This is a genomic window from Tessaracoccus lapidicaptus, assembly GCF_001693815.1.
GTDB lineage: Bacteria > Actinomycetota > Actinomycetes > Propionibacteriales > Propionibacteriaceae > Arachnia > Arachnia lapidicapta.
Genome location: NZ_MBQD01000011.1, coordinates 382,879 through 407,560 on the forward strand (window position 1 = coordinate 382,879; position 24,682 = coordinate 407,560).

General features: G+C 71.4%; 17 protein-coding genes. 13 read left to right on the forward strand and 4 right to left on the reverse strand.

Features of this window, described 5'->3' with window-relative positions; translation table 11 throughout:
• The first annotated feature begins 1 nt into the window (after position 1).
• Entirely contained in the window at positions 2 to 3,226 is a 3,225-nt protein-coding gene (locus BCR15_RS05085) for a S41 family peptidase (RefSeq protein ID WP_068751022.1), read from the forward strand.
• Positions 3,223 to 4,464, forward strand: coding sequence for a D-arabinono-1,4-lactone oxidase (locus BCR15_RS05090; protein ID WP_068751025.1), 1,242 nt, complete (start codon positions 3,223 to 3,225; stop codon positions 4,462 to 4,464). The genes BCR15_RS05085 and BCR15_RS05090 overlap by 4 nt, the downstream gene beginning before the upstream one ends.
• Here the strand turns inward: BCR15_RS05090 and BCR15_RS05095 are convergent.
• From BCR15_RS05095 to BCR15_RS05110, 4 genes are all read right to left on the reverse strand, one after another.
• On the reverse strand, positions 4,461 to 5,483 hold the full coding sequence (locus tag BCR15_RS05095; protein WP_068751027.1) for a LacI family DNA-binding transcriptional regulator: 1,023 nt from the start codon (positions 5,481 to 5,483) through the stop codon (positions 4,461 to 4,463). The two genes, BCR15_RS05090 and BCR15_RS05095, sit on opposite strands and share 4 nt — an antisense overlap.
• A gap of 104 nt (positions 5,484 to 5,587) precedes the next feature.
• On the reverse strand, positions 5,588 to 7,813 hold the full coding sequence (locus BCR15_RS05100; protein ID WP_068751029.1) for a beta-glucosidase family protein: 2,226 nt from the start codon (positions 7,811 to 7,813) through the stop codon (positions 5,588 to 5,590).
• A gap of 190 nt (positions 7,814 to 8,003) precedes the next feature.
• The gene (gene valS / locus BCR15_RS05105) at positions 8,004 to 10,559 is read right to left on the reverse strand and encodes a valine--tRNA ligase (RefSeq protein ID WP_068751031.1); all 2,556 of its coding nucleotides are present in this window, start codon (positions 10,557 to 10,559) and stop codon (positions 8,004 to 8,006) included.
• 30 nt (positions 10,560 to 10,589) lie between these two features.
• Entirely contained in the window at positions 10,590 to 11,405 is an 816-nt protein-coding gene (locus BCR15_RS05110; protein ID WP_068751033.1) for a DsbA family protein, read from the reverse strand.
• A gap of 139 nt (positions 11,406 to 11,544) precedes the next feature.
• Between BCR15_RS05110 and BCR15_RS05115 the strand changes: the two genes are divergently transcribed.
• The 11 genes from BCR15_RS05115 to coaD all read left to right on the forward strand — a co-directional run bounded on the left by BCR15_RS05115 (position 11,545) and on the right by coaD (position 24,533).
• On the forward strand, positions 11,545 to 12,882 hold the full coding sequence (locus tag BCR15_RS05115) for a bifunctional folylpolyglutamate synthase/dihydrofolate synthase (RefSeq protein WP_068751035.1): 1,338 nt from the start codon (positions 11,545 to 11,547) through the stop codon (positions 12,880 to 12,882).
• Entirely contained in the window at positions 12,879 to 13,232 is a 354-nt protein-coding gene (locus tag BCR15_RS05120; protein WP_068751037.1) for a DUF4233 domain-containing protein, read from the forward strand. Before BCR15_RS05115 ends, BCR15_RS05120 begins: the two co-directional genes overlap by 4 nt.
• On the forward strand, positions 13,229 to 13,636 hold the full coding sequence (gene ndk, locus BCR15_RS05125) for a nucleoside-diphosphate kinase (RefSeq protein ID WP_068751039.1): 408 nt from the start codon (positions 13,229 to 13,231) through the stop codon (positions 13,634 to 13,636). Before BCR15_RS05120 ends, ndk begins: the two co-directional genes overlap by 4 nt.
• Before the next feature lie 53 nt (positions 13,637 to 13,689).
• Complete coding sequence (locus BCR15_RS05130) at positions 13,690 to 15,627, forward strand: TIGR03960 family B12-binding radical SAM protein (protein ID WP_141680039.1); 1,938 nt, start codon at positions 13,690 to 13,692, stop codon at positions 15,625 to 15,627.
• 39 nt (positions 15,628 to 15,666) lie between these two features.
• Positions 15,667 to 17,166, forward strand: coding sequence for a DUF1846 domain-containing protein (locus BCR15_RS05135; RefSeq protein ID WP_068751043.1), 1,500 nt, complete (start codon positions 15,667 to 15,669; stop codon positions 17,164 to 17,166).
• Positions 17,167 to 17,191: 25 nt separating this feature from the next.
• Positions 17,192 to 17,911 carry a TIGR03936 family radical SAM-associated protein gene (locus tag BCR15_RS05140; RefSeq protein WP_068751045.1) on the forward strand — a complete coding sequence of 240 codons (720 nt, stop codon included), beginning with the start codon at positions 17,192 to 17,194 and terminating at the stop codon, positions 17,909 to 17,911.
• A 210-nt stretch (positions 17,912 to 18,121) separates the two neighbouring features.
• On the forward strand, positions 18,122 to 20,863 hold the full coding sequence (locus tag BCR15_RS05145; protein ID WP_068751048.1) for an Rne/Rng family ribonuclease: 2,742 nt from the start codon (positions 18,122 to 18,124) through the stop codon (positions 20,861 to 20,863).
• Positions 20,864 to 20,984: 121 nt separating this feature from the next.
• A complete protein-coding gene (gene rpmB / locus BCR15_RS05150) occupies positions 20,985 to 21,170 on the forward strand; it encodes a 50S ribosomal protein L28 (protein WP_068751050.1) in 186 nt (61 codons plus the stop codon).
• Positions 21,171 to 21,275: 105 nt separating this feature from the next.
• The gene (locus BCR15_RS05155) at positions 21,276 to 23,471 is read left to right on the forward strand and encodes an ATP-dependent DNA helicase RecG (protein ID WP_068751052.1); all 2,196 of its coding nucleotides are present in this window, start codon (positions 21,276 to 21,278) and stop codon (positions 23,469 to 23,471) included.
• Positions 23,468 to 24,043 carry a 16S rRNA (guanine(966)-N(2))-methyltransferase RsmD gene (gene rsmD / locus BCR15_RS05160; protein WP_068751054.1) on the forward strand — a complete coding sequence of 192 codons (576 nt, stop codon included), beginning with the start codon at positions 23,468 to 23,470 and terminating at the stop codon, positions 24,041 to 24,043. Before BCR15_RS05155 ends, rsmD begins: the two co-directional genes overlap by 4 nt.
• 7 nt (positions 24,044 to 24,050) lie before the next feature.
• Positions 24,051 to 24,533 carry a pantetheine-phosphate adenylyltransferase gene (gene coaD, locus BCR15_RS05165; protein ID WP_068751056.1) on the forward strand — a complete coding sequence of 161 codons (483 nt, stop codon included), beginning with the start codon at positions 24,051 to 24,053 and terminating at the stop codon, positions 24,531 to 24,533.
• Positions 24,534 to 24,682: the final 149 nt, after the last annotated feature.

Genomic DNA, 24,682 nt, shown 5'->3' on the forward strand with positions numbered 1-24,682 from the left:
GGTGACTGACGGCTACCTGCGCTACCCGCACCTGCACCGTGACCAGCTCGTCTTCGTCGCCGACGACGACCTGTGGCTCGCCCCACTCGACGGGGGCCGGGCCGCCCGCATCACGCTGGGCGAGGAGACGCCCCGCAGCCCGCGGTTCTCTCCCGACGGCTCACGCGTCGCCTTCACCGCGACGACGCACGGCGGCTGGGACGCACACGTCGTCGACCTCGACGGCGGCACCCGGCGTCTCACCTGGCTGAGCGGCCGCCCCATGCTCGTGTCGGGCTGGCTCGACGACTCGCACATCCTGGTGTGCTCGCAGCACGAGGGCTTCCACCGCGTCGACTCCGCCATGTACTCCCTGTCGCTCGACGGGCAGCTCACCCGGCTCCCCTGGGGCCTGGCGACCTCCGCCGCGGTGCACGCGTCCGGCCGCGTGGCCGTCGCCTCCGCCAACTTCCGGGACCCCTCGGGGTGGAAGCGCTACCGCGGCGGCATGGCGGCGCGGCTCTACACGTCGCCGGACGGGCGCGGGGACTGGACCCGCCTGCTGGCCGACCAGACGGCGGGACTGTTCCACCCCACGTGGGTGGGGGACCGGCTGGTCTTCACCTCGGACCTGGGCGACGGTGCCGCCGTCCAGGCCCAGGTCTGGTCCGTCGACGCCGCCGGCGGTGACCTGCGCAGCCACACCGCGCACACCGAGTCCGAGGGCTACGTGCGTGACGCCACCAGCGACGGGGCCGGCGTGGTCTACCACTCCCGTGGCGTCGTCTACCACCTGCCCTCCCTGGACGCCGAGGCGCGGCGGGTCGACGTCACGGTCCCGGTGGGCCGGCCGCAGCCGATGCCGGTGGCGCCCACGGACCGCCTCGAGGTCATCGCGCCGGACCGCGGCGGCGACACCTCGCTCGTGGAGTGGCGCGGCGCCGCGTACCTCCTGACGCATCGCGGCGGCCCCGGCCGGGCGGTCGCAGACGTCCCCGGCGCGCGCATCCGGGAGCCGAGGTTCCTCGCCGGCACCGGCCGCGGCGTCTGGGTGACCGACGAGACGGGCGAGGACGCCCTGGAGATCCGGCAGCTCGACGGATACGGCGCCGCTCGCCGTCTGGGCACCGGCCGCCTGGGCCGGATCATGACGCTCGAACCCAACCCGGAGGGCACCAAGATCGCGGTGGGCAGCCACGACGGCACCGTGTCGCTCGTGGACGTCGCGCGGGGATCCGTCAAGCGCATCGGGCGCTCGCCCGCGGGAGAGCCGACGGGGCTGACGTGGTCGCCCGACGGCCGCTATCTCGTCTGGCGCAACGCCATCGCCAACGAGGGCACCCGGGGGCAGCTCGTCGGTCATGACCTCACCGAGGACCGGGCCTTCACGTTGACCCGCGGCCAGTTCAACGACTTCTCGCCCGTGTTCACGCGCGACGGGAAGCACCTGTGCTTCCTCTCCAGCCGCACCATCGATCCCACCTACGACGAGCTCGGCTTCGACCTGGCCTTCACCAACACCACCCGCCCGTGGCTGGTCCCGCTGGGCGCCGCCGAACCGGCGCCCTTCGGCCCGTCGGCCGAGGGCTGGCCCGTCAGCGACGGCGAGGACGGCGACGACGGCGACAAGCCCAAGAAGGACGGCGAGGACCAGCCGGAGGAGCCGGCGGTCGTGTTCGACACGGAAGGCGTCGAGGACCGCATGGTGCCGCTGCCCGTGCCGTCCGGGCGTTACGCCCACCTGCAGGCCGCGAAGGACGGGCTCGTGTGGCTCTCCGTGCGCGCCACGGGCGAGCTGGGGGCCCTGCGCGCCGGCGTCGAGGGCGAGGTCAAGGATCAGATCGAGCATTTCTCGTTCAAGACCCGCAAGCTCACGGTCGTCGTCGACGGCTGCGACGGCGCGGCGGTCAGCGGCGACGGCGGACACCTCGTCGTGCGAAACGGCGACGAGGTGTGGGTGCAGCAGTCCGACCACGAGCCGGACGGCGACGACGCCAAGATCCCCGTGGACCTCGGCCGCCTGCGGCGCGACATCGACCCCGCCGCGGAGTGGCGGCAGATGTTCGACGAGAACGCCCGCCTCATGCGCGACCACTTCTGGCGCGACGACTTCGACGGGACGGACTGGGCCGCGGTCGCGGCGCGGTACCGGCCGTTGCTGGACCGGATCGCCACGCACGACGACCTGGTGGACGTCCTGTGGGAGACCGTCGGGGAGCTCAACACCTCGCACGCCTACGTGGATCCGCCGTCGGCGCACCACGACGCGGCACACGTCGCATTCCTGGGGGCGGAGTTCACCCGCAATGCCAAGGGCGAGGTGGTCATCGCGCGGATCCTGCCCGGCGAGACGTCCGACCCGACGGCCCGCTCACCGCTGCGGGCCGCCGGTGTCGCGGCGCGCCCAGGCGACGTCATCGCGGCGGTCGACGGCCGCTCCACCGCGGACGTGGCCGATATCGGCATGCTCCTGCAGGGTGCCGCGGACAAGGTCGTGGAGCTGACCCTCGTGCAGGGTCGGCAGCGTCGCCGCGTGGCGGTGGTCCCCACGGCGAGCGAGGGCCCGCTCCGGTATCACGAATGGGTGGCGGGACGCGTCGAGTACACGCGGCGTCGCTCCGGCGGCCGGGTGGGCTACGTGCACGTCCCCGACATGGTCGCCCGAGGCTGGGCGGAATTCCACCGGCTCATCGACGCCGCCATGCGCTGCGAGGCCGTCGTGGTCGACGTGCGCTTCAACGCGGGCGGGCACACGTCGGAGCTGGTGATCGAGCGGCTGGCGCGCCGCGCCGTGGGCTGGAACGGTGCCCGGCACCACGACGACGTCACGACCTACCCGAGCCAGGCGGCGCGTGGTCCGGTGATCTTCCTCACCAACGCGTACGCGGGATCCGACGGCGACATCGTCACCGCCGCGGCGCAGGAGCTGGGCCTCGGACCGGTGGTCGGGGAGCGCAGCTGGGGTGGCGTCATCGGGATCGACGGACGGTTCGCGCTCGTCGACGGCACCGAGGTGACGCAGCCGAGGTACTGGATCGCCTTCGACCGACACGGGTTCACGCTCGAGAACCACGGCGTGGACCCGGACATCGTCGTCGAGATGGGGCCGGCGGAATGGGAGTCCGACGCCGACGAGCAGCTCGACCGCGCCGTCGATGAGGCGCTGACGCGGCTCGGGGAGCGGCCCGCGTCCGTCCCGCCGTCGCTCGGCCCGGCCCGCTTCGGCCGGCCGGAGGGGGCGCGGTGACGCAGCGGAACTGGGCGGGCAACGTCAGCTACTCCTCGTCGCGGGTCGCTGAACCGGTCTCCGTGGAGGACCTGACCGCCCTGGTGGCGAGCGAGCCGCGGGTCCGGGCCCTGGGATCCCGGCACTGCTTCAACGACATCGCCGATACCCCGGGCGTCCACGTGTCGCTGGCCCGGCTCCGGGGCGAGGAGCCGAGGCTGACGGCGCCCGGCACGCTCCGCACGCCGGCCTGGCTGCGCTACGGCGACCTCGTCCCCGTCCTGCGCGAGGCGGGCGCGGCGCTGGCGAACCTGGCGTCGCTGCCGCACATCTCCGTGGCCGGAGCGGTGCAGACCGGCACCCACGGCTCCGGCGATCGGATCGGGACGCTCGCGACGCAGGTGTCGGCGCTGGAACTGGTCACGGGCACGGGCGAGGTGCTGCGGCTCGAGCGCGGGGAGCCGGACTTCGACGGTGCCGTCGTAGGTCTGGGTGCTCTCGGTGTGCTCACCCACGTCGAGCTGGACGTGTCGCCCGCCCGCGACGTCGCCCAGCACGTGTACGAGGGGGTGCGGCTGGACGACGTGCTGGCCGACCTGGGGGCTGTCACGGGCGCCGGCGACAGCGTCAGCATGTTCACTCACTGGCAGGATCCGGCCGTCGTGTCGCAGGTGTGGGTGAAGTCGGGCGGGGACGTCGATGACGCCGCGATCCGCCGCGCGGGCGGCCGCCCTGCCGACGGACCCCGGCACCCCATCGCGGGCATCGACCCCACGCCGTGCACGCCCCAGCTGGGCGCGCCCGGCCCCTGGTACGACCGCCTGCCCCACTTCCGCCTCGAGTTCACACCGTCGGTGGGGGAGGAACTGCAGTCGGAGTACCTCGTGGACCGCGGCGACGCCGTCGACGCCATCCGCGCCGTGCAGGACCTCGCCCCGCGGATCGCGCCCCTGCTGTTCGTGTGCGAGATCCGCACGATGGCCTCGGACGGGCTGTGGCTCTCGCCCGCGCAGGGACGCGACACGGTCGGCCTCCACTTCACGTGGCGGCCCGACGAGTCGGCCGTGCGCCAGCTGCTCCCCGAGATCGAGCGGGCACTCCCGGCCTCGGCGCGCCCGCACTGGGGCAAGGTCTTCACGCTGCCCGGCCATGACGTGGCGGCCCGGTACCCGAGGTGGGCGGATTTCGTCGATCTGCGCCGCCGCCTGGACCCGGAGCGGCGCTTCGCCAACGCGTACCTGGAGCGCCTGGGGCTCTAGTGTCGCCCCGCGCACTGCGCGCTGGAGGCGCGGGCCACCAGCGACGGGGAGAAGACGTGGTGGACCGGGGTCCCGCGCCCCGCGATGCGTTCCAGGAGGAGCCCCACCGCGACCCGGCCCATCTCGGCGGCGGACTGGTCCACGCTGGTGAGCGAGATCAGGGGGTGCGCGGCGATGTCGGTGTCGTCGTAGCCGACGACAGAACACTGGGCGGCCGTGAGGCCCGACTCGGCCACGGCGCGCAGCGCCCCCATGGCCAGTTCGTCGTGGCCGGCGAAGATCGCTGTCGGCGACGGATCCGCCCCGAGTAACGCCAGCGTCGCGCGGTACGTCGCCTCCTCCGTCGGCGCGACGTGCACGATCTGCGCGGCGAGCCCCGCCCGCTCCATGGCCGCCCGGTAACCGGCCGTCCGGAGCGCGTGCGGTGCCTGCGGCAGGCCGCTCTCCGCTTCCGGGGTCAGGGTGACGTGCGCGATGCGCCGATGGCCGAGGCCGAGGAGATGTTCGGTCGCCAGCCTCGCGCCCAGGAGGTCGTCGTCGACGACGGTGTCGTAGTGGTCCGACGCGTCGTGGCGGCCGATCATCACCAGCGGGACCGAGCTGCCGAGGGCCTCCAGCCACTCGGGCGCGACGGCGGGGGACACGGCGAGGATGCCGTCGACGTTGCGGTCGGCCAGTGCCTGGATGGCACGGGGTCCGTTGTCGTGGTCCGGCCCGGCTGGAGCGATGATCAGCTGGTAAGGGCTCGCCGCCAGGGCGCTGGTGGCGCCCCGGACGAACGTGTCGAAGAAGTTGTTGGCCAGCGTCGGCAGTTCGATGCCGAGCGTGTAGCTGGACCCTCGCATCGCGCGGGCGGCGATGCTGGGACGGTAGCCGAGCTCCGTGATGGCGGCCTCGACGCGGCGGCGCATGTCGTCGCTCACCCCGTAGGCGTTGCGGATGACCTTCGACACCGCCGCCCGCGACACACCCGCCTGGCGCGCCACGTCGGCGATCGTCGCGGTGGATCGAACCGACATGGTCACTCCTGGGTCTGACGCTGATCGACAGCCTAGTGATGGGAAGTCGGGAACGCGACGGTGGGGGCGGACCGCCGGGCGGCCCACCCCCACCGTCGAACTGCTCAGCGAAGGGCCATCACGGCCGGGGCCGAGAGAGCGTCGGACGCGCCGCCGACGCGGAACGAGACGGTGCCGGCAGGGGTCACCCAGCCGTCCTCCCCCTCATCCCACACCTGGAGCAGGTGGCGGTCCGCCAGCTGTTGCGGGGTCAGCTCGACCGTCACGTTCCGGTGCTCGCCGGGCTCCAGCGTGACGCGCTCCCATCCGACCAGGCGCTGGGAGGGCAGGTCCGCCGACTCGGGCAGGTCGGCGTAGACCTGCGCAACCTCCGTGCCCGTGGTGTCACCGGTGTTGGTGAGCCGGAAGCTCACCCGGATGGCCTTCGAGCCGTCACTGTTCTTCGGCGTGACGTTGACCTTCGAGTACTCGAACGTCGTGTAGGAAAGGCCGTGGCCGAAGGCGAACAGCGGATCGATGTCCTGGGCTTCGTACCAGCGGTAGCCGACACTCAGGCCCTCGGCGTAGTCGACCTGGCGGATCCCTGTCTCGTCGACGATGCCCGGGTAGCGGTCCTCGGTGGACGTGGGGGTGTCAGCGAGCGACTCGGGGAAGGTCATTGGCAGTTTGCCGGACGGGTTGACGTCGCCGAGGAGGATCCCGGCCAGGGCGGGGCCGAACTGCTCGCCGCCGTACCAGCCGTGCAGGACGGCGTCGACGTCTGCGAGCCACGGCATCGCGACCGCGGTGCCGGAGTTCAGGACCACGACGGTCCGTTCCGCGGCGGCCGCCACGGCAGAGACCAGTGCGTCTCCGTTGAGGTCCAGGTTGAGATCGGGGATGTCGGCGAACTCGCCCATCCTGATGTGGCCGAACACGACGGCGACGTCAGCCGCGGCCGCGACCTCGGCTGCCTCGGACAGATCCGCTCCCGAGCTGAACACGACCTCACCACCGGTTGCCTCGATCCGCTCGGTCAGGGCGGTCAGTGGGTCGACCAGGGCATCGCAGTTGAGGATGGGACCGTTGCGGAACCGGAAGTGTGCGGCACAGGCAGTCGTCGCGCTCACTCCGTCGGTGGGGGTCAGGGAGGCGGTCTGCCCGATCACGGCCACGGTCAGCCCGTCGGTGAGGGGGAGCGTCGCGTCAGCGTTCTTCAGCAGTACCGTGCTCTGCTCCGCGAGCTCGCGGGCCACCGCCTTGTGCTCCTCGGTCGAGACGCTGGTCAGGGCCGGCGACGGCACCGGGTTGTCGAAGAGGCCGACGTTGATGTAGGCCCGCACCACGCGGAAGGCGGCCTCGTCGATGGCCTGCTGGGTGATCTCGCCCGCCGCGAGCGCGGCATCGAGCTTCTCCGGCGTGAACCAGATCGGCCGGTTGAGTTCCTGGTCGAGGCCGGCGTTGAGCGCGTCCGCGGTCGAGTGCACGGCGCCGAAGTCGCTCATGACGTAGCCCTTGAACCCGATGCGGTCCTTGAGATCCTCGTTCATGATGGGGTGCTCGCACGCCCACGTGCCGTTGATCTGGTTGTAGGAGCACATGACGCTGTCGGGGTCGCTCTCGCGGACGGCGATCTCGTAGGGCAGGACATAGAACTCCTGCAGCGTGCGCTCGTCCATGTTCGACGAGCTGGACTGCCGATCCCACTCCTGCTCGTTGGCGACGAAGTGCTTGGGGTTGGCGATGACTCCCTTGCCGAGGTTGCCGTCCTCGAGGCCGCGCACGGCGGCCGCGCCCATGACGCCGCTCAGGACGGGATCCTCACCGAAGTACTCGGGTGTCCGCCCGGACAGGGGAGTGCGCCCGCCGGCCATCCCGGGACCCAGGATGACGGCATTGCCGCTGTCGAACGCCTCGCTGCCCTGCATCGCGGCCTTCGTCTCGTTCAGCTCCTCGTTGAAGGTCGCGGCGATGGCGATGGGTGACGGCCAGGCCGTGGTCCCGGCCTTGCCGTGCACGCCCTCTGCCCCGTTGGCGTAGACCACCGTGGGCGTGCAGCCCACCTGGGCGGGGTAGCTCACGGGTGCGGAGGTCTGTCCGAAGGTCGTCCGCATGGGTGAGTTGGCGGCATGCTCATTGAGCCATCGGTACTTCTGGTGCTGGGTGCTCGCGTCGAGCAGCAGGTCGGCGCGTTCCTCGGCGGTGAGTTGGGTGTTCATCCACGGGCATTCGGCGGGGTAGGGCTCTTCTGCCCGAGCCACCTCATCCAGGGCGGGGCTGGCCAGTCCGGACAGGAGGGTGAGTGCGGCGGCGACGCTGATGGCCGCGCCCCGTCGTCGGTGCTGGTTCATGACAATGATCTCCTCGGCAACGTGCTGGGAGCCCGTTCGGCTGTGAACGAGCTGTGTAGACCGGTCTACGGACGACCATAAGTCGGCTCGTGTGAGCATGCAAGGGGGTGGCGCGAAATTGTGTGTTCAACGCTCCAGATATGGCCGAAGGGCCGGTGTCCGCAGACACCGGCCCTTCTCAGAGGCTGATTCAGGCCTGGTCGGCCAGGTCCACCGCGACGGTCAGGGGGCCGTCGCCCTCGGCCCACGTCACGTCGCCGACCAGCCGCCCGACGGCGCGCAGGTCCGGCTCGATGGTGCGCAGCCGCGACACGACGGCGGCAGGGCCGGCGAACGCCGCCCGCGTCACCTCGGCCTTCATGGAGACCTTCGCCGTGGACTTCGCTCCGCGGATGGCGATGAGCGCGGTCGCGACGTCGGCGAGCAGGGCGGAGTCGCCGTCGGGCAGTTCGTCCACCGACGGCCACGCGGCCAGGTGCACCGAGCCGTCGCGGGTCCACCGCCAGACCTCTTCGGTCACGAAGGGCAGGATCGGCGCGAACAGCCGCAGCTGCACGTCCAGCGCCAACGCGAGCGCAGCCTGCGCCGAGGCGGCCTCCTCGGCCGTGGCCTGCGTGCCGTAGGCACGCTCCTTGACCAGCTCCAGGTAGTCGTCGCAGAAGGACCAGAAGAAGGACTCGGCCGCCTCGAGCGCGGTGGTGTAGTCGAACTCCTCGAACGCGCTCGTGGCGGCGGCGACGACGTCGCGCAGCCCAGCGAGCATCGCCAGATCGACGGGGTTGGTCACTGCGGCGAGGCCGCCCGGGTCCTGCGCCAGCGTCAACACGAACTTCCCGGCGTTGAGGACCTTCATCGCGAGGCGGCGGCCGACCTTCATCTGCGTCTCGTCGAACGGCGAGTCCATCCCGGGCCGGGCCATGGCGGCGCGCCACCGGACGGCGTCGGAGCCGTACTTGTCGAGGATGTCGGTGGGCACGACCACGTTGCCCTTCGACTTGCTCATCTTCTTGCGGTCCGGATCCACCACGAAGCCGGAGATGGTCGCCCGCTTCCACGGCAGCGACCCGTTCTCGAAGTGTGCCCGCACCACGCGGGAGAACAGCCAGGTGCGGATGATGTCGTGGGCCTGCGGTGCGATATCCATGGGGAAGGTGAGCCCGAACAACTCGTCGTCACGCTCCCATCCCGTGGCTAGGTGCGGCGTGAGCGACGACGTGGCCCAGGTGTCCATGACGTCCGGATCGGCCATGAAGCCGCCGGGCTGGTCGCGCTGGTCGGGGGAGAAGCCGGGCGGGCAGTCGGTCACGGGATCGATCGGCAGCGACGCCTCGTCGGCGACGATGGGGTTCTCGTAGTCCGGCTCGCCCTCGCCGTCCAGGCGGTACCAGACCGGGAACGGCACTCCGAAGAACCGCTGGCGCGAGATCAGCCAGTCCCCGTTGAGGCCGCCGACCCAGTTCTCGTAGCGGTGAGCCATGTGCTCCGGCGTCCACCGCAGCTCGCGGCCGCGCTCGAGCAGCCGCTGCTTGAGGTCCTCGTCGCGGCCGCCGTTGCGGATGTACCACTGGCGGGTGGCCACGATCTCGAGCGGCTTGTCGCCCTTCTCGTAGAAGTTGGTCATGCGCGTGGTCGGCTTGGGTTCGCCGTCCAGGTCGCCGCTGTCGCGGAGCATCGCGACGGTGGCCTCGCGGGCGGAGAACGCCGTCTTGCCGGCGAGCGGCTCGTAGGCGCCGGCGTTGACGATCCACTCCGGCGTTTCCGCCTGTAGTCGGCCGTCGCGGCCGATGACCGTCCGGGTGGGCAGGTTGAGCTCGCGCCACCACTGCACGTCGGTGAGGTCGCCGAACGTACAGCACATCGCGATACCGGCGCCCTTGTCGGGCTCGGCCGCCGGGTGGGCGAGCACCGGGATCTCGACGCCGAACAGCGGCGAGGTGACGGTGCTGCCGAACAGCGGCTGGTAGCGCTCGTCGTCGGGGTGCGCGATCAGGGCGCAGACCGAGGGAAGCAGCTCCGGCCGCGTGGTCTCGATGTAGACGGGTTCGCCGCCCGCGCGGTGGAACGCGACACGGTGGTACGCGCCGGGGTACTCGCGGGCCTCCAGCTCCGCCTGCGCGACGGCGGTGTGGAACGTCACGTCCCACAGCGTCGGTGCGTAGCTGAGGTAGGCCTCCCCGCGGGCGTGGTTGCGGAGGAACGCCTTCTGCGCCACCGCCTGCGAGCTCGCGGAGATGGTCGTGTACAGCGTCGACCAATCCACCGAGAGGCCGAGCTGCTTCCACAGGTCCTCGAACGCCTGCTCGTCCACGGCGGTCAGCTCGTGGCACAGCTCGATGAAGTTGGCGCGGCTGATCGGCACCTGCCGCTTGGGGTCAGGCTTCGCCGGCGGCTGGAACCCCGCGTCGAACGGGATCGACGGGTCGCACCGCACGCCGTAGTAGTTCTGGACCCGGCGCTCGGTCGGCAGGCCGTTGTCGTCCCAGCCCATGGGGTAGAAGACGCGCTTGCCACGCATCCGCTGATAGCGGGCGATCGTGTCGGTGTGCGTGTAGCTGAACACGTGCCCGACGTGCAGCGAACCCGACACCGTCGGAGGCGGGGTGTCGATGCTGAACACGTCGTCGCGGGAGGCAGGACGGCGGAACGCGTACGTGCCCTCCTCGGCCCATACCTCGCCCCACTTGGCCTCCAGGCCTTCGAGGACGGGCTTGTCGGGCAGAGCGCGCTGAGCGGTCGATGCGGTCATGGGCCCCGATCTTAGTGGCCCCGCGGAGGGTCAGCTGTCCAGCTGCTGGCCGCTCGCCTCGAACGCCTCGTCGATGGCGGCCTGCATGCTCTCGACGGTGGGCTCGATGAGGACCGTCTGAGCCTCCTGGTCGTAGAACTCGAGGCGCTGGCCGCCCACGAGGAAGGTCGGCGTCGAGCCGATCTGATCCGTCCCGAACTTGTCGTGGGCGTTGGTCGTGAACTCGTCGAAGGCCCGAGTGTCGTACAGCTCCTGATAGCGCGTGAGGTCCTCGCCCTGGATGCCCGCCAGCGCAGGGAAGTCGACGCGCAGCTGCTCCTCGGTGAAGCCCTGGCCCTCCTGGGCCGGGTGGTTGGCGTAGACGACCTTGTGGAACTCGTCGAACGCGCCCACCTCGGCAGCCGCGGCGGCCGCCAGCGCCGCCCGCTTCGAGGAATCGTTGCGTAGGCCAGCGTCGAGGAAGTAGGCGGTGCGGATCTCCGCGGTGATGGACCCGTCGGCGACCAGCTGCTCGATGATCGGCCCGTAGTCCTCCTCGCGCGCGGCGCACGCGGGGCACTGGAAGTCCTCCCACACGACGAGGTGGGGGGTGCCCTCCTGCGGTGCCTTGCCGGCCAGGAGGATGCCGTAGCCCTCCGTGGCGTTCGGCGGCGTCAGCTGCTCCTCAGCCACCGTCGCGTTCCGGCCGAGGGCCTGGAAGATGACGATGGCGATGACGGTGACGACCGTGACCGCCACGAGCCCGGCGCCGACGGCGAGGATCCTGCGGGTCCGCTTGTTGCGCTCCTCGAGTTCCTGCTGCTGCCGGAGGGCGGCGCGCTTGCTGAGCGACGAGTTGTTGGCCATATCGACGTGTGCTCCTGGTGTGGCGGTGCGGGGCCGGACCTCCTGCGGGGCCGCGGCGTCGCCATCCTAACCGGCACACGCAACGGCTCCCGCCGTGACGCGCCTCCAGCGGGACGGCCCCAGTAGGCTAGGCGGCACCATGACTCACTCCACGCACGCCGCGCTCACGGCCGCCCTCACCGCCCGCTGGCCGGAACACCGGGTCGCGCCCAGCCTCTCGCGCATCTCCGCCCTCATGCACCTGCTGGGCGATCCCCACCGCGCGGTGCCGGTCATCCAGGTTGCGGGCACCAACGGCAAGGGCAGTACGGCCATCATGATCGAGACGCTGCTGCGCGCCGCCGGGCTGCGTACCGGGCGGTTCGCGAGCCCGCACCTCAGCGACGTGCGCGAGCGGATCAGCATCGACGGCGAGCCGATCAGCGAGGAGCGGTTCGACGAGGTGTGGCGCGACATCGAGCCGTACGTCGCCATGGTGGACGAGGAGCGCCACGACGGCGTGGCCATGACGTTCTTCGAGGTCATCACCGGGATGGCGTACGCCGCGTTCGCCGACGCCCCCGTCGATGTCGCCGTGATGGAGGTCGGGCTCGGTGGCCGCTGGGACGCCACGAGTGTCGCGGATCCGGCCGTCGCCGTCGTGACCCCCATCGGCATGGACCACATGCACATCCTGGGATCGACGTTGGCCGAGATCGCCGGAGAGAAGGCGGGGATCATCAAGGAGGGCTCCCGCGCCGTTCTCGCGGGCCAGGATCCCGAGGCCGCGCGGGTGCTGCTGCAGCGTGCCATGGACGTCGGCGCCTCCATCGCCGTCGAAGGTCCCGACTTCGGGCTGCTCGAGCGGCAGCTGGCGGTCGGCGGGCAGGTGCTGCGTCTCGATACGGCCGGCGGTCCGGTCGGTGACGTCTTCCTGCCCCTCTACGGGGAGCACATGGGCCGAAACGCCGCGCTGGCGGTCGCCGCCGTCGAGGCGTTCCTGGGGTCGCAGCCGCTCAACCCGGACATCATCGTCGAGGGGCTCGGCGCCGTCGAGGCGCCCGCGAGGCTGGAGCAGGTGCGCACCTCGCCCCCGATCCTCCTCGACACCGCACACAACCCGCCGGCCGCCCGCGCGACCATCGACGCCCTCGCCGAGGCCTACTCGTTCGACCCTCTCGTGGGAGTCGTCGCGATGATGCAGGACAAGGACGCGGACGAGGTGCTGACGATCTTCGCCGAGCAGATGCAGCACGTCGTCGTCACGACCGTTTCATCGACGGATCGCGGGCGCTCGGTCGAGGACCTCGCGGCGGTCGCGGAGTCCGTGTTCCCGCCGCAGCAGGTCCACCGCGCCCCGGGCATGGCCGAGGCCCTGGACATCGCAGTGATGCTGGCCGACACACTCGGTATGAACGGAGGGGTCCTGGTCGCCGGCTCGGTCATCGCCGCCGGCGAGGCGCGAGACCTCCTGACCGCGCACGGTGACGAGTCATGACGCTCGAACCCACGAACCCGATGCGGCCGGCCGCGATGTCGGTCCTGCTGTTCGAGGTCGTCGTCATCTGGCTCGCCTACATCGGCATGATCCAGGCCGAGGGGATCAGCCTCGCGGTGGCCGCTTTCTGGTGCGCGGTCGCCACCCTGCTGTGCGTGGCCGGCATCGCGGGCCTGCGCCGTCGGTGGGGCTATCTCGTCGGCTGGGCGGCCCAGGCCGTCATCATCGGCCTCGGCGTCCTCACCCCGTGGATGTACGCCATGGGTATCATCTTCGCCCTGATCTGGGTGACCTGCATGGTGCTGGGCCGCCGGCTCGAGACCATGCACAGCGACAAGGAGCGCCAGTGACCGAAGAGACGTTCGTCATCATCAAGCCCGACGCAGTGGCCGCCGGCCGCGTCGGCGCCATCCTCTCGCGCTACGAGGACGAGGGGCTGGAGATCGCGCGCATGGAGCTGCGCCGCATCGACGCGGCCTTCGCTGACCAGCACTACGCCGAACACGTCGAGCGCGACTACTACCCCCCGCTGCGCGAGTTCATGACGGAGGGGCCGCTCATCGCCATGGTGCTGCGCGGCGAGGACGCCGTGGCCCGGGTGCGCGCTCTGCACGGGGCCACCGACCCGACGAAGGCGGACCCCGGGACGGTGCGGGCCGACTTCGCCGAGTCCACGCGACGCAACGCGGTCCATGCCTCGGACTCCACCGAGGCGGCGGCCGGCGAGATCGCGCTCTGGTTCGGCGAGGGATAGGGAACGTCGGCCCCGCGGTTATCCTTGACGGCACCATGACTACACTGCCCACCCTGCCCACGCACTCGCTGTTCGACCGGCTGGAGCCGCTGCTCGCGCAGGTGAGCAAGCCCATCCAGTACGTCGGCGGGGAGCACAACTCCGTCGTCAAGGCCTGGGAGGACGTCGACGTCCGCTGGTGCCTGTCCTACCCTGACGCCTACGAGGTCGGCCAGCCCAACCAGGGCGTCGCCATCCTCTACGAGATCCTCAACGAACGCGACTGGATCCTCGCCGAGCGCACTTACTCCATCTGGCCGGACATGGAGGCGCGCATGCGCGACGCCGGCGTGCCCCAGTTCACGCTCGACGCGCACCGCCCGGTGCGGATGTTCGACGTGCTGGGCGTGTCGTTCTCCACCGAACTCGGCTACACCAACCTGCTCAACCTCCTCGATCTGTCCGGCATGAGCCTGCACGCGGCCGACCGGGGCGAGGACGAGCCGATCGTCATCGCGGGCGGGCACGCGGCCTTCAACCCCGAGCCGATCGCCGACTTCATCGACGTCGCGGTCCTGGGCGACGGCGAAGAGGCCTCCCTGCTGATCTCCGACATCATCCGGGAGTGGAAGGCGGACGGCCGCGAGGGCGGGCGCGAGGGCCTGCTGCTGCGGCTCGCCTCCACCGGCGCGTTCTACGTGCCCCGGTTCTACGACGTCGACTACCTCGACGACGGCCGGATCCAGCGCGTCGCCCCCAACCGGCCCGAGGTGCCCTTCCAGGTGCGCAAGCACACACTGATGAACCTCGACGAGTGGCCCTACCCGAAGAAGCCCATCGTGCCGATGGCCGAGACGGTCCACGAGCGCTACTCCGTCGAGATCTTCCGCGGCTGCACCCGCGGCTGCCGCTTCTGCCAGGCCGGCATGATCACCCGGCCGGTGCGCGAACGCAACATCGAGACCATCGGCGCCATGGTCGAGGGCGGTCTGCGCGCGACGGGGTTGGAGGAGATCGGACTGCTGTCGCTGTCGTCGGCCGACCACTCCGAGATCGCCGAGGTCACGCGACAGCTGGCGGACCGCTACGAGGGATCCAACGTGTCCCTGTCGCTGCCGTCCACGCGCGTTGACGCCTTCAACATCGACCTCGCCAACGAACTCAGCCGCAACGGGCGCCGCTCCGGGCTCACGTTCGCGCCCGAAGGCGGCTCGGAGCGCATGCGCAAGGTCATCAACAAGATGGTGACCGAGGACGACCTCATCAACACAGTCGCCGCGGCGTTCTCCAGCGGCTGGCGGCAGGTCAAGCTGTATTTCATGTGCGGCCTGCCCACGGAGACCGACGAGGACGTCCTCGCCATCGCGGACCTCGCCCGCCGGGTGATCGAGACCGGGCGCCGCGCGTCGGGCACCCGCGACATCCGTTGCACCGTCTCCATCGGCGGGTTCGTCCCCAAGCCGCACACTCCGTTCCAATGGGCCGCTCAGGCGAGCGCCGAGACGATCGACCACCGCCTGTTGCTGCTGCGCGACACCATCCGGCAGGACCGCAACTACGGCAAGGCCATCGGCCTGCGCTACCACGACGGCAAGCCCGGCGTCATCGAGGGGCTGCTGTCGCGTGGGGACCGCCGCGTCGGCCGGGTCATCGAGCGGGTCTGGCGCGAGGGTGGCAAGTTCGACGGCTGGAACGAGCACTTCAGCTACGAGCGCTGGGTCGCGGCGGCCACCGAGGAGCTGGCTCCCTACGGAGTGGATCTCGACTGGTACACCGTGCGGGAACGGGGCTACGAGGAGGTCCTCCCGTGGGACCACCTCGACGCCGGGCTGGACCGCGACTGGCTGTGGGAGGACTGGCAGGACGCCCTCGACGAGCGCGAGGTGGAGGACTGCCGCTGGACCCCGTGCTTCGACTGCGGCGTCTGTCCTCAGATGGACACCGACATCCAGATCGGCCCCACGGGCAAGGTGCTGCTGCCGCTCATGGTCGCGAAGCCCAACCTCGCCTGAGGACGGCCGCCCGGCCCGGCTGGGATAGGGTGGCCTTCCGTGGATAACGCGCGCAGGGTCGGCTTCGACCGCCAGAAGTACCTCACCCTCCAGTCCCAGCACATCGACGAGCGCCGTCGCCGCTTCGGCGGCAAGCTGTACCTCGAGTTCGGTGGCAAGCTGTTCGACGACCATCACGCGTCGCGCGTCCTGCCCGGCTTCACGCCCGACAACAAGATCGCCATGCTCGAGACGCTGAAGGACGAGGTGGAGGTCGTCATCGCGGTCAGCGCGCACGACCTGGCCAGCAACAAGCAGCGCGCCGACCTGGGCATCCCCTACGAGGCGGACGTGCTGCGGCTCATCGACGAGTTCCGGTCCTACGGCCTCTACGTCGGGTCCGTCGTGATCACGCAGATGACCGACGAGCACCGCCAGGCGCGCGCCTTCAAGCGCAAGCTTGAGCGGCTGGGCGTCAAGGTCTACCGCCACCATCCGATCAAGGGATACCCGAACGACGTGGCGCTGATCATCAGCGCCGACGGCTACGGCCGCAACGACTACATCGAGACCACCCGCGACCTCATCGTCGTCACGGCACCGGGTCCCGGCAGCGGCAAGATGGCCACCTGCCTGTCCCAGCTGTACCACGACCATCAGCGCGGCATCGACTCCGGCTACGCCAAGTTCGAGACCTTCCCCATCTGGAACCTGCCCCTCGACCACCCCGTGAACCTCGCGTACGAGGCGGCCACGGCGGATCTCGACGACGTCAACATGATCGACCCGTTCCACCTCGCCGCCTACGGCGAGCAGGTCGTCAACTACAACCGCGACGTCGAGGTCTTCCCCGTGCTGCGGATGCTGTTCGAGCGGATGCTGGGGGAGTCGCCCTACCAGTCGCCCACGGACATGGGCGTCAACATGGCCGGCCACTGCATCTCCGACGACGAGGCGTGCCGGGACGCCTCCAAGCAGGAGGTCATCCGCCGCTACTTCAAGGCGCTGGTCCACGAGCGCCGCGAGGAGCTTGAGCCCACGGTCTCGGAGCGGATCGCCCTGACGATGAGCCAGCTGGGCATAGCGCAGGAGGACCGGCCGGTCGTGGCCCCTGCCCTCGACACCGAGCGCCGCACCAAGGCCCCCGCCGCCGCGCTGCAGCTGCCCGACGGCACCGTGGTGACCGGCAAAACCTCGGCGCTGCTGGGCAGCTCGTCGGCGGTGCTCCTCAACGCACTGAAGGCGCTCGCCGGCCTGCCCGACGAGGTGCACCTGCTGGCGCCCGAGACCATCGGCCCGATCCAGACGCTGAAGACGGACCACCTGGGCAGTGCCAACCCGAGGTTGCACACGGACGAGGTGCTCATCGCGCTCGCCGTCGGTGCCACCCACGACGACAACGCGCGCCGCGCCATGTCGCAGCTGCCGCGCCTCAGGGGGTGCGACGTGCACACCACGGTCATCCTCGGGCCGGTCGACGAGGCCATCTTCCGCAGCCTCGGGGTGCAGGTCACCAGCGAACCGGTCTTCCAGAGCAAGAAGCTCTACCGGAAGCGCTGAGGCGCGCTCGTCTACACTGCCGGGCGTGGCTCAACGACAACCTCCGGTCCAGCAGGCCCCGCCCGCGCAGCGCCTCCGGCTGCGCTACGCCAAGCGCGGCCCGGGACGCTTCACGTCGCACCGCGACTTCGGCCGTGCGCTCGAACGGGCGCTGCGCCGCGCCGAGATCCCCATGGCCTACTCCTCGGGATTCTCGCCCCATCCGCGCATCTCCTACGCGAACGCGGCGCCGACGTCGGCGGCGTCCGAGGCGGAGTACGTCGAGCTCGCGCTCGCCGAGGTCTGCGATCCGCAGAAGGTGGCGGCGGCCCTGAACGACGTGCTGCCGCACGGTTTCGTCATCCTGGACGTCGCCGAGGGGCGCCCCGAGTCGCTGGGCGACCTGCTCCAGGTGTCGGATTGGAAGATGACGCTCGCGGGCGCCCAGCCCGGCGTTCTGGGACAGGCTGCGTCGCGGCTGCTGGACCGCGACGAGTACACGGTCGAGCGCCTGACCAAGAACGGCATGCGCACCTTCGACGTCCGTGCGGCGGTGCTGATCCTGCGGGCGATCGACGACCAGACGCTGGCGCTGAGGTCCGTCCACCAGACGCCGCTCGTCCGCCCGGACGACGTGGTGACGGCGTTGCGCCAACTCGACGCGCGGGTGCCGGCCCAGGCGCTGCTGACGCGCCTGGCGCAGGGCCCGCTGGTGGGGGAGCGGATCGGGGACCCGCTGCGCGAGTCGCCCGTCATGCAGCCGTAACTGACGGCGATTCCCGGCGGGGCATGCGACGGAGGCTTGTGCGGTGTGCGAGAATAACGGTCAGGTCACGGCACCGCCGGTGCCACCCGACGCAGCGAGACTGCACCGCGGCGAGAACTTGCCGCGACTGCTCGCACTGCCTCGGCGGACCTCAGTCTTAGCGCACAGCGCGTCTGTGCCAGTCCGCGCGTCGCGCGCGTAAGGAGCCACATGCTCGAGATGTCCGACGGTCCCGTCAGCCCGCAGGAACAGGTCCCCGCCACCACCGCGCCGCCGCGCCGTCGCCGCGCCGCCTCCCGCCCGGCCGGGCCGCCCGCAACCCCCGCCCCCTCAGATCCCACTCCCGCGGCGCCTGCCGCGGCCGAGCCCGCCCAGGCCGCCGCGCCTGAGGCGTCGCCCGCCGCCGAGCCGGTCACCGCGCCCGCCGCCGAGCCGGTCGCCGCCGAGGCCCCCGCGCCCCAGGAGGACGCCGCACCGCCCACCCGACGCCGCCGGGCTGCCACCAAGGCCGCCGGCGAACCCGCGGCCCCGCGCCGCCGCCGGGTCAAGGCGGTCGAGCACGACGGTGCGAGCGCCGTCGAGGCCACCCCCGAGTCCGCGCCGGAGCCCGGCCAGCCTGAGGAGATCGCCCCGACCACTGCGGCCCCCGCCGCAGAGGCCCCCGCAGCAGAGGCCCCCGCGCCCACCCGCCGGCGCGCGACGCGCCGCACCCCACCTCCGGCAGAGGCGGACCGCCCCGCGGCCTCGCAGGAGGCCCCCGCATCCGACGCCGCGCCCGCCGAGGCCGCGCCCCCCGCCGACGCGGACCCGGCCGCCGCCGCCGACCGCGCCCTGCATCAGCTGCAGGACGCGACGCCCGCGCCCGTCGTCGACGAGGCCGTCACGACGCCCGCGCCGTCGCGCCGCCGCCGCGCCACCCGCCCCACGGCGCCGCCGCAGGCGCCCGCGGAGACCGACGAGGACCCGATCGCAGCGGCCCTGCGCGCGGCCGAAGAGGTCGCAGAAGCGCGGCGGGCCGTGCTGAGCGATCCGTTCCTCACCGCCTCGGCACGCGACCAGCAGCTCGCCGATCTGGCCGGAGCCATCGCGGCCGGCCCGGAGGACGAGGTGGTCGCCGAGGAGGAGCAGACCGAGGACCTGGCCGGCATCGCCGATCAGCCAGAAGCCGCTGACGATGTCGCGGACGCCGACGACGACATCGACGAGGACGTGGCCTCCGACGAGGAGGACGTGGACGCCGAGGGTGGCGAGACCCGTCGCCGTCGCCGTCGCCGCGGCGGTCGCCGTCGCCGCCGCGTCGGCTCGCGCGACGAGTCCGACGAGACGGGCGCCGAGTCCGACGAGACGGGCGCCGAGTCCGACGCCGACGAGAGCCCCGAGTCGGAGGGCGCCGAAGGCGAGTCCGAGTCCGAGACCGAGACCGACGAGTCCGGCAGCACCCGCCGTCGCCGCCGCCGTCGCCGCCGCGGTGACGCGGGCGACGCGTCGTCCATCGACGACGAGGTCACCGGCATCGAGGGTTCCACCCGCATGGAGGCCAAGCGGCAGCGCCGCAAGGAGTCCCGCGCCGCCGGGCGCCGCCGCGCGCCGATCCTCAGCGAGGCCGAGTTCCTCGCCCGCCGCGAGTCGGTCGACCGTCGCCTGGTCATCCGGCAGGCGGAGGACTACACGCAGCTGGCCGTCGTCGAGGACAACATCCTCGTCGAGCACTACGTCGACAAGGCCTCCGCCACGTCACTGATCGGCAACATCTACATCGGCCGCGTCCAGAACGTCCTGCCGAGCATGGAGGCCGCGTTCATCGACATCGGCCGCGGCCGCAACGCCGTCCTGTACGCCGGCGAGGTGGACTGGGCGCTGTTCGGGGTGACCGGCGAGAACCGCAAGGTCGAGAACGTGCTCAAGTCCGGTCAGAGCGTCCTGGTGCAGGTGACCAAGGACCCGGTCGGGGCCAAGGGCGCCCGCCTCACCGGGCACATCTCGCTGCCCGGCCGCTACATCGTCTACTCGCCGGGCGGCCACCTCTCCGGCATCTCCCGCAAGCTCCCCGACACGGAGCGTGCCCGGCTGCGCGGCATCCTCGCCACGCTCATCTCCGACGAGGAGTCCGTCATCGTGCGGACCGCGGCGGAGGGCGTGAGCGAAGAGGAACTGGTGCGCGACGTCAACCGGCTCAAGGCCCAGTGGGAGGTCATCGAGAAGAAGTCGAAGCAGGGCAGCGCCCCGCAGGCGCTCTACAGTGAGCCGGACCTGACGCTGCGCATCGTCCGCGACCTCTTCACCGAGGATTTCGCCCAGCTCGTCGTGCAGGGCAACGGTGGCCCGGAGGACGCCTACGACGCGATCTCGGCCTACGTCGGCCACGTCGCCCCGCACCTGGCCGACCGCGTGTCCCGGTTCCAGGCTGACGGCGACGACTCCGACGTGTTCGCGCAGTTCAAGATCGACGAGCAGATCGCCAAGGCGCTGGACCGGAAGGTCTACCTGCCCTCGGGCGGATCGCTGGTGATCGACCGCACCGAGGCCATGACGGTCATCGACGTCAACACCGGGCGGTTCACGGGTTCCGGGGGCAACCTCGAGGCGACCGTGACCAGCAACAACCTCGAAGCGGCGGAGGAGATCGTCCGGCAGCTGCGTCTGCGCGACCTGGGCGGCATCATCGTGATCGACTTCATCGACATGGTCCTGCCCAGCAACCGCGACCTGCTGCTGCGGCGACTCGTCGAGTGCCTCGGCCGGGACCGCACCCGCCACCAGGTCGCCGAGGTGACCAGCCTCGGGCTCGTCCAGCTGACGCGCAAGCGGATCGGCACGGGCCTTCAGGAGGCGTTCACCGAACAGTGCGAGCACTGCCACGGCGCGGGCTACGTCCGCTTCGAGGAGCCGGTGGACTCGCAGTCCCCGTCCGACGGCGGGGAGCGCAAGCCCCGCCGCAGGGGCAAGAAGTAGGCCTCCATTTGGCCAATCCCGCGGGGGCGGGTTAACATTGTGCGGTTGCCTGCCCCCGCGGGCACCCGAACACGAACATCAAACCAGGCCGTCGCCTGGCACCGACAACAAGGAGATTCCAGTGGCCGCCAAGTGTGATGTCTGCGCCAAGGGACCCGGCTTCGGTCACAACGTTCCTTGGTCGAAGAAGAAGACCAACCGCCGCTGGAACCCCAACATCCAGCGGGTCCGCGCTGTGGTCAACGGCGCGGCGCAGCGCGTGAACGTGTGCACCTCCTGCCTGAAGGCCGGCAAGGTCTCGCGCTGAGCTAGTCCATGCCCAACCGGCGGTCCGCATCTGCGGGCCGCCGGTTGCGTTGTCCCGGCGGAGTGGCTCGGCGGCGTGTCGGAGCGGGCCGGTAGGGTCGGACGCATGTCCAGCTGGCGCACCCCCATCTACCGGGAACTCGGCCGCCGCCTCGTCGACGTGCTCGGCGCGAAGACCGCCGGCGAGTTCGCGAAGCTCGGCATCACCACGGTGGACGACCTGGTCCGGCACGTGCCCCGCCGCTACATCTCGGGGACGGGGATGTCGGACTTCTCCACCCTGCGCGTGGGGGAGGACGTCGCCGTCATCGCCCGGGTCGAGCGCTCACAGCTGCACTGGGCCGGCGACACCGGGCGGGTCCAGGCGTCCCTCAGCGACGGCTCCGGGACGCCGTTGTCGATCACGCTGTTCGCGAAGCGCCGCAGGATCCTCGAGGGCTGGGAGCGGATGCTCCAACGCGGCCGCCGCGGCATTTTCATCGGGCGCGTCGGCATGTTCAAGGAGACGCTCCAACTCACCCACCCCGACTTCGTCATGCTCGACGGGGCCCGCATCACGGGTGGGAAGAACGCCGAGAAGCGCGCGGCCATGGAACGCAGTGTCCAGCGGGCCACCCTCATCGGCCTGTACCCGGCCACGTCCAACCTGCCGACCTGGACGATCGCCGAATCCGTGCAGTTGGTGCTGCCCTCGCTCGAGGGCGACACACTCCCGCGGTGGATCGTCGAGGAGGCGGGCGTGCTGCCGTTCGCGGAGGCGCTCACGGCCGTGCACGAGCCGGTGGAGGTCACGCAGGCCGAGCACGGGCAGGCGCGGCTGCGTTTCGACGAGGCGTTCGGGATCCAACTGGCTATGGCCGCCAGGCGCCGGGACGCGGCGGCCCAGCCGGCGGTCCCGCGCCCCAGACGCTCCGGGGGCCTGCTCGACGCCTTCGACGAGCGCCTGCCCTTCACGCTCACCGCCGGGCAGCGCGCCGTGGGGGAGACGCTGTTCGAGGAGCTGGCCGGCACGTCACCCATGCACCGCCTGCTGCAGGGGGAGGTGGGCTCCGGTAAGACGATCGTCGCGCTCCGGGCGATGCTCGCGACCGTCGACGCCGGGGGGCAGGCCGTGCTGCTGGCACCCACCGAGGTCCTGGCGAAGCAGCACCACCGCACCATCACCCAGCTGCTGGGCGACCTCGGCCAGGGCCGGCAGCTCGGCGCACACCCGGACGCCACGGGCGTCGTGCTGCTGACCGGGAGCCGCTCCGCGGCCGCGAAGCGGTCCACCCTCAACGACATCGTCACGGGCGAGGCCGGCATCGTGATCGGGACGCATGCGCTCCTGAGCGACCCGGTGGAGTTCTTCGACCTCGGGCTGGTCGTCATCGACGAGCAGCACCGATTCGGTGTCGAGCAGCGGGCCGCGCTCGCGGCGAAGGCCTCCGCCCGGCCGCACACGCTCATCATGACCGCCACGCCCATCCCCAGGTCCATCGCGATGACCGTGTTCGGGGACCTCGAGGTCAGCGAGCTGCGGGAGCGTCCCGCCGGACGGGCGCCGGTGCAGACGGTGTTCGTGGACACCGCCGCCACGCCGCACTGGGTCGAACGGGCCTGGCAGCGCATCCGCGAGGAGGTCGCCGCCGGGCGGCAGGCATTCGTCGTGTGCCCCGCCATCTCGGCGAAGGACGCGGCCGCAGACGGGAAGGGCGGCGGGGCCGCCGTCGAGGAGGTGGCCCCGCACCTGGCTTCCGGGCCGCTCGCGGGCCTGCGGGTCGGCGTCGTCCACGGCCGGCAGCCGGCACAGGATCGCGACGAGGCGATGACGGCCTTCGCCGCGGGCGCGCTCGACGTGCTGGTCGCCACCACCGTCATCGAGGTCGGCGTCGACGTCCCCAACGCGTCGGTCATGGTGGTGCTGGACGCCGACCGCTTCGGTCTGTCGCAGCTCCACCAGCTGCGCGGCCGCATCGGGCGAGGGGGGCACGCGGGACTCTGCCTGCTGCTGGCGGCGCCGGGGGAGGACAGCGACGCCGACGCCCGCCTCAGGGCCCTGGCGGACACCACCGACGGCTTCGAGCTCGCCGAGCTCGACCTGCGGATCCGGCGTGAGGGCGACGTGCTCGGCGCCGCGCAGTCCGGCGGCGGCACCCTCAAGCTGCTGCGGGCGCTGGACGACGCCGAGGTGATCGGTCGCGCGAAGGTGCTGGCGGAGCGGGTGCTCGCGGACGAGCGCGCCGCCGCAGATCCGCTCCTGGCTGACCTCATGGCGAAGGCGGACCAGCTCGCGGCCGGCGAATGGATGGAGAAGTCATGAGCCGCATCATCGCCGGGCGCGCCAAGGGGCACCGGCTTCTCACCCCCAAGGGTTCGGCGACCCGGCCCACGACGGACCGCACGCGCGAGGCCCTGTTCTCGGCGCTCGCCAGCTGGTTCGACGCCGCGGACGCCGACCCCGCCGAGCAGCTCGCCGGCTTCTCGGTGCTGGACCTCTACGCCGGTTCCGGCGCGGTCGGCCTCGAGGCGGCCAGCCGCGGGGCCGCGCCCGTCGTGCTCGTGGAGGCGGATCGCCCGACGGCCAGGATCATCCGCGAGAACGCCGCCGCCACCGGGCTGGCGGTCGAGGTGCGGGCCGCGCGCGCCGAATCGGTGGCCGCCGAACCGGGCCGTCGCTTCGACCTCATCTTCCTGGACCCGCCCTACGACCTCCCCACGGAGCGCGTCGACGCCCTGCTGCAGCGCCTGGCCGCGGACACGCTCGCGGACCGGGGGCTCGTCGTCGTCGAGCGCTCGACGCGCGACCGGGAGCCGGTCTGGCCCGTCCGGTTCACAGACACGTGGCACCGCGGCTACGGTGAGACGACCCTCTACTTCGGAGCGGTGGACTAGGAGCGTCATGGCAGTGCTGTGCCCGGGGTCGTTCGACCCCATCACCGTCGGCCACCTCGACATCATCCGGCGCGCACACGCGCTGTTCGGCGAGGTCGTCGTCGCGATCGGCAACAACTCCACCAAGGACTACCTGTTCAGCTTCGACGAGCGGGTGGACCTCGTCCGCGGAGCGACGGCGGACCTGGACCACATCACGGTGGAACCGATGGACGGGCTGTTGGTCGACTTCTGCCGCGCCCGAGGGATCCCGGCGGTGGTCAAGGGCCTGCGCTTCGGCGCGGACTTCGACTTCGAGCTGCAGATGGCGCACATGAACCACGCCATGGGCGGCATCGAGACCGTCCTGCTGCCGGCGGCCAAGGGACACGTGACGCTGTCGTCGACCATCATCAGGCAGGTCATCCGCCTCGGCGGTGACGTGAGCGACTACGTCCCCGACAACGTCGCCGCTGCGGTGGCGCGGCTGAGGGGCAGCATCGACGCCTGAGCGTGGCGGCGGGGGCGTCGTTTCCTGTTGCCTCATGTCAAGATGCCCGCTTGGTTTGAGTCGTTGACTCATCTGGGTTTGCCCGCTTCGGATCGCTGATCTTCCGGCGGGAGAGGTAGACGTGGTTGGTCTTGGCGCGGCGTTGGACG

Coding starts and splice junctions, on each gene's coding strand:
- BCR15_RS05095 (WP_068751027.1), bottom strand. CDS start 5,483: ATGTCGGTTCGATCCACCGCGACGATCGCCGACGTGGCGCGCCAGGCG.
- BCR15_RS05100 (WP_068751029.1), bottom strand. CDS start 7,813: ATGAACCAGCACCGACGACGGGGCGCGGCCATCAGCGTCGCCGCCGCA.
- valS (WP_068751031.1), bottom strand. CDS start 10,559: ATGACCGCATCGACCGCTCAGCGCGCTCTGCCCGACAAGCCCGTCCTC.
- BCR15_RS05110 (WP_068751033.1), bottom strand. CDS start 11,405: ATGGCCAACAACTCGTCGCTCAGCAAGCGCGCCGCCCTCCGGCAGCAG.
- BCR15_RS05115 (WP_068751035.1), top strand. CDS start 11,545: ATGACTCACTCCACGCACGCCGCGCTCACGGCCGCCCTCACCGCCCGC.
- BCR15_RS05120 (WP_068751037.1), top strand. CDS start 12,879: ATGACGCTCGAACCCACGAACCCGATGCGGCCGGCCGCGATGTCGGTC.
- BCR15_RS05145 (WP_068751048.1), top strand. CDS start 18,122: ATGCTCGAGATGTCCGACGGTCCCGTCAGCCCGCAGGAACAGGTCCCC.
- BCR15_RS05155 (WP_068751052.1), top strand. CDS start 21,276: ATGTCCAGCTGGCGCACCCCCATCTACCGGGAACTCGGCCGCCGCCTC.
- rsmD (WP_068751054.1), top strand. CDS start 23,468: ATGAGCCGCATCATCGCCGGGCGCGCCAAGGGGCACCGGCTTCTCACC.
- coaD (WP_068751056.1), top strand. CDS start 24,051: ATGGCAGTGCTGTGCCCGGGGTCGTTCGACCCCATCACCGTCGGCCAC.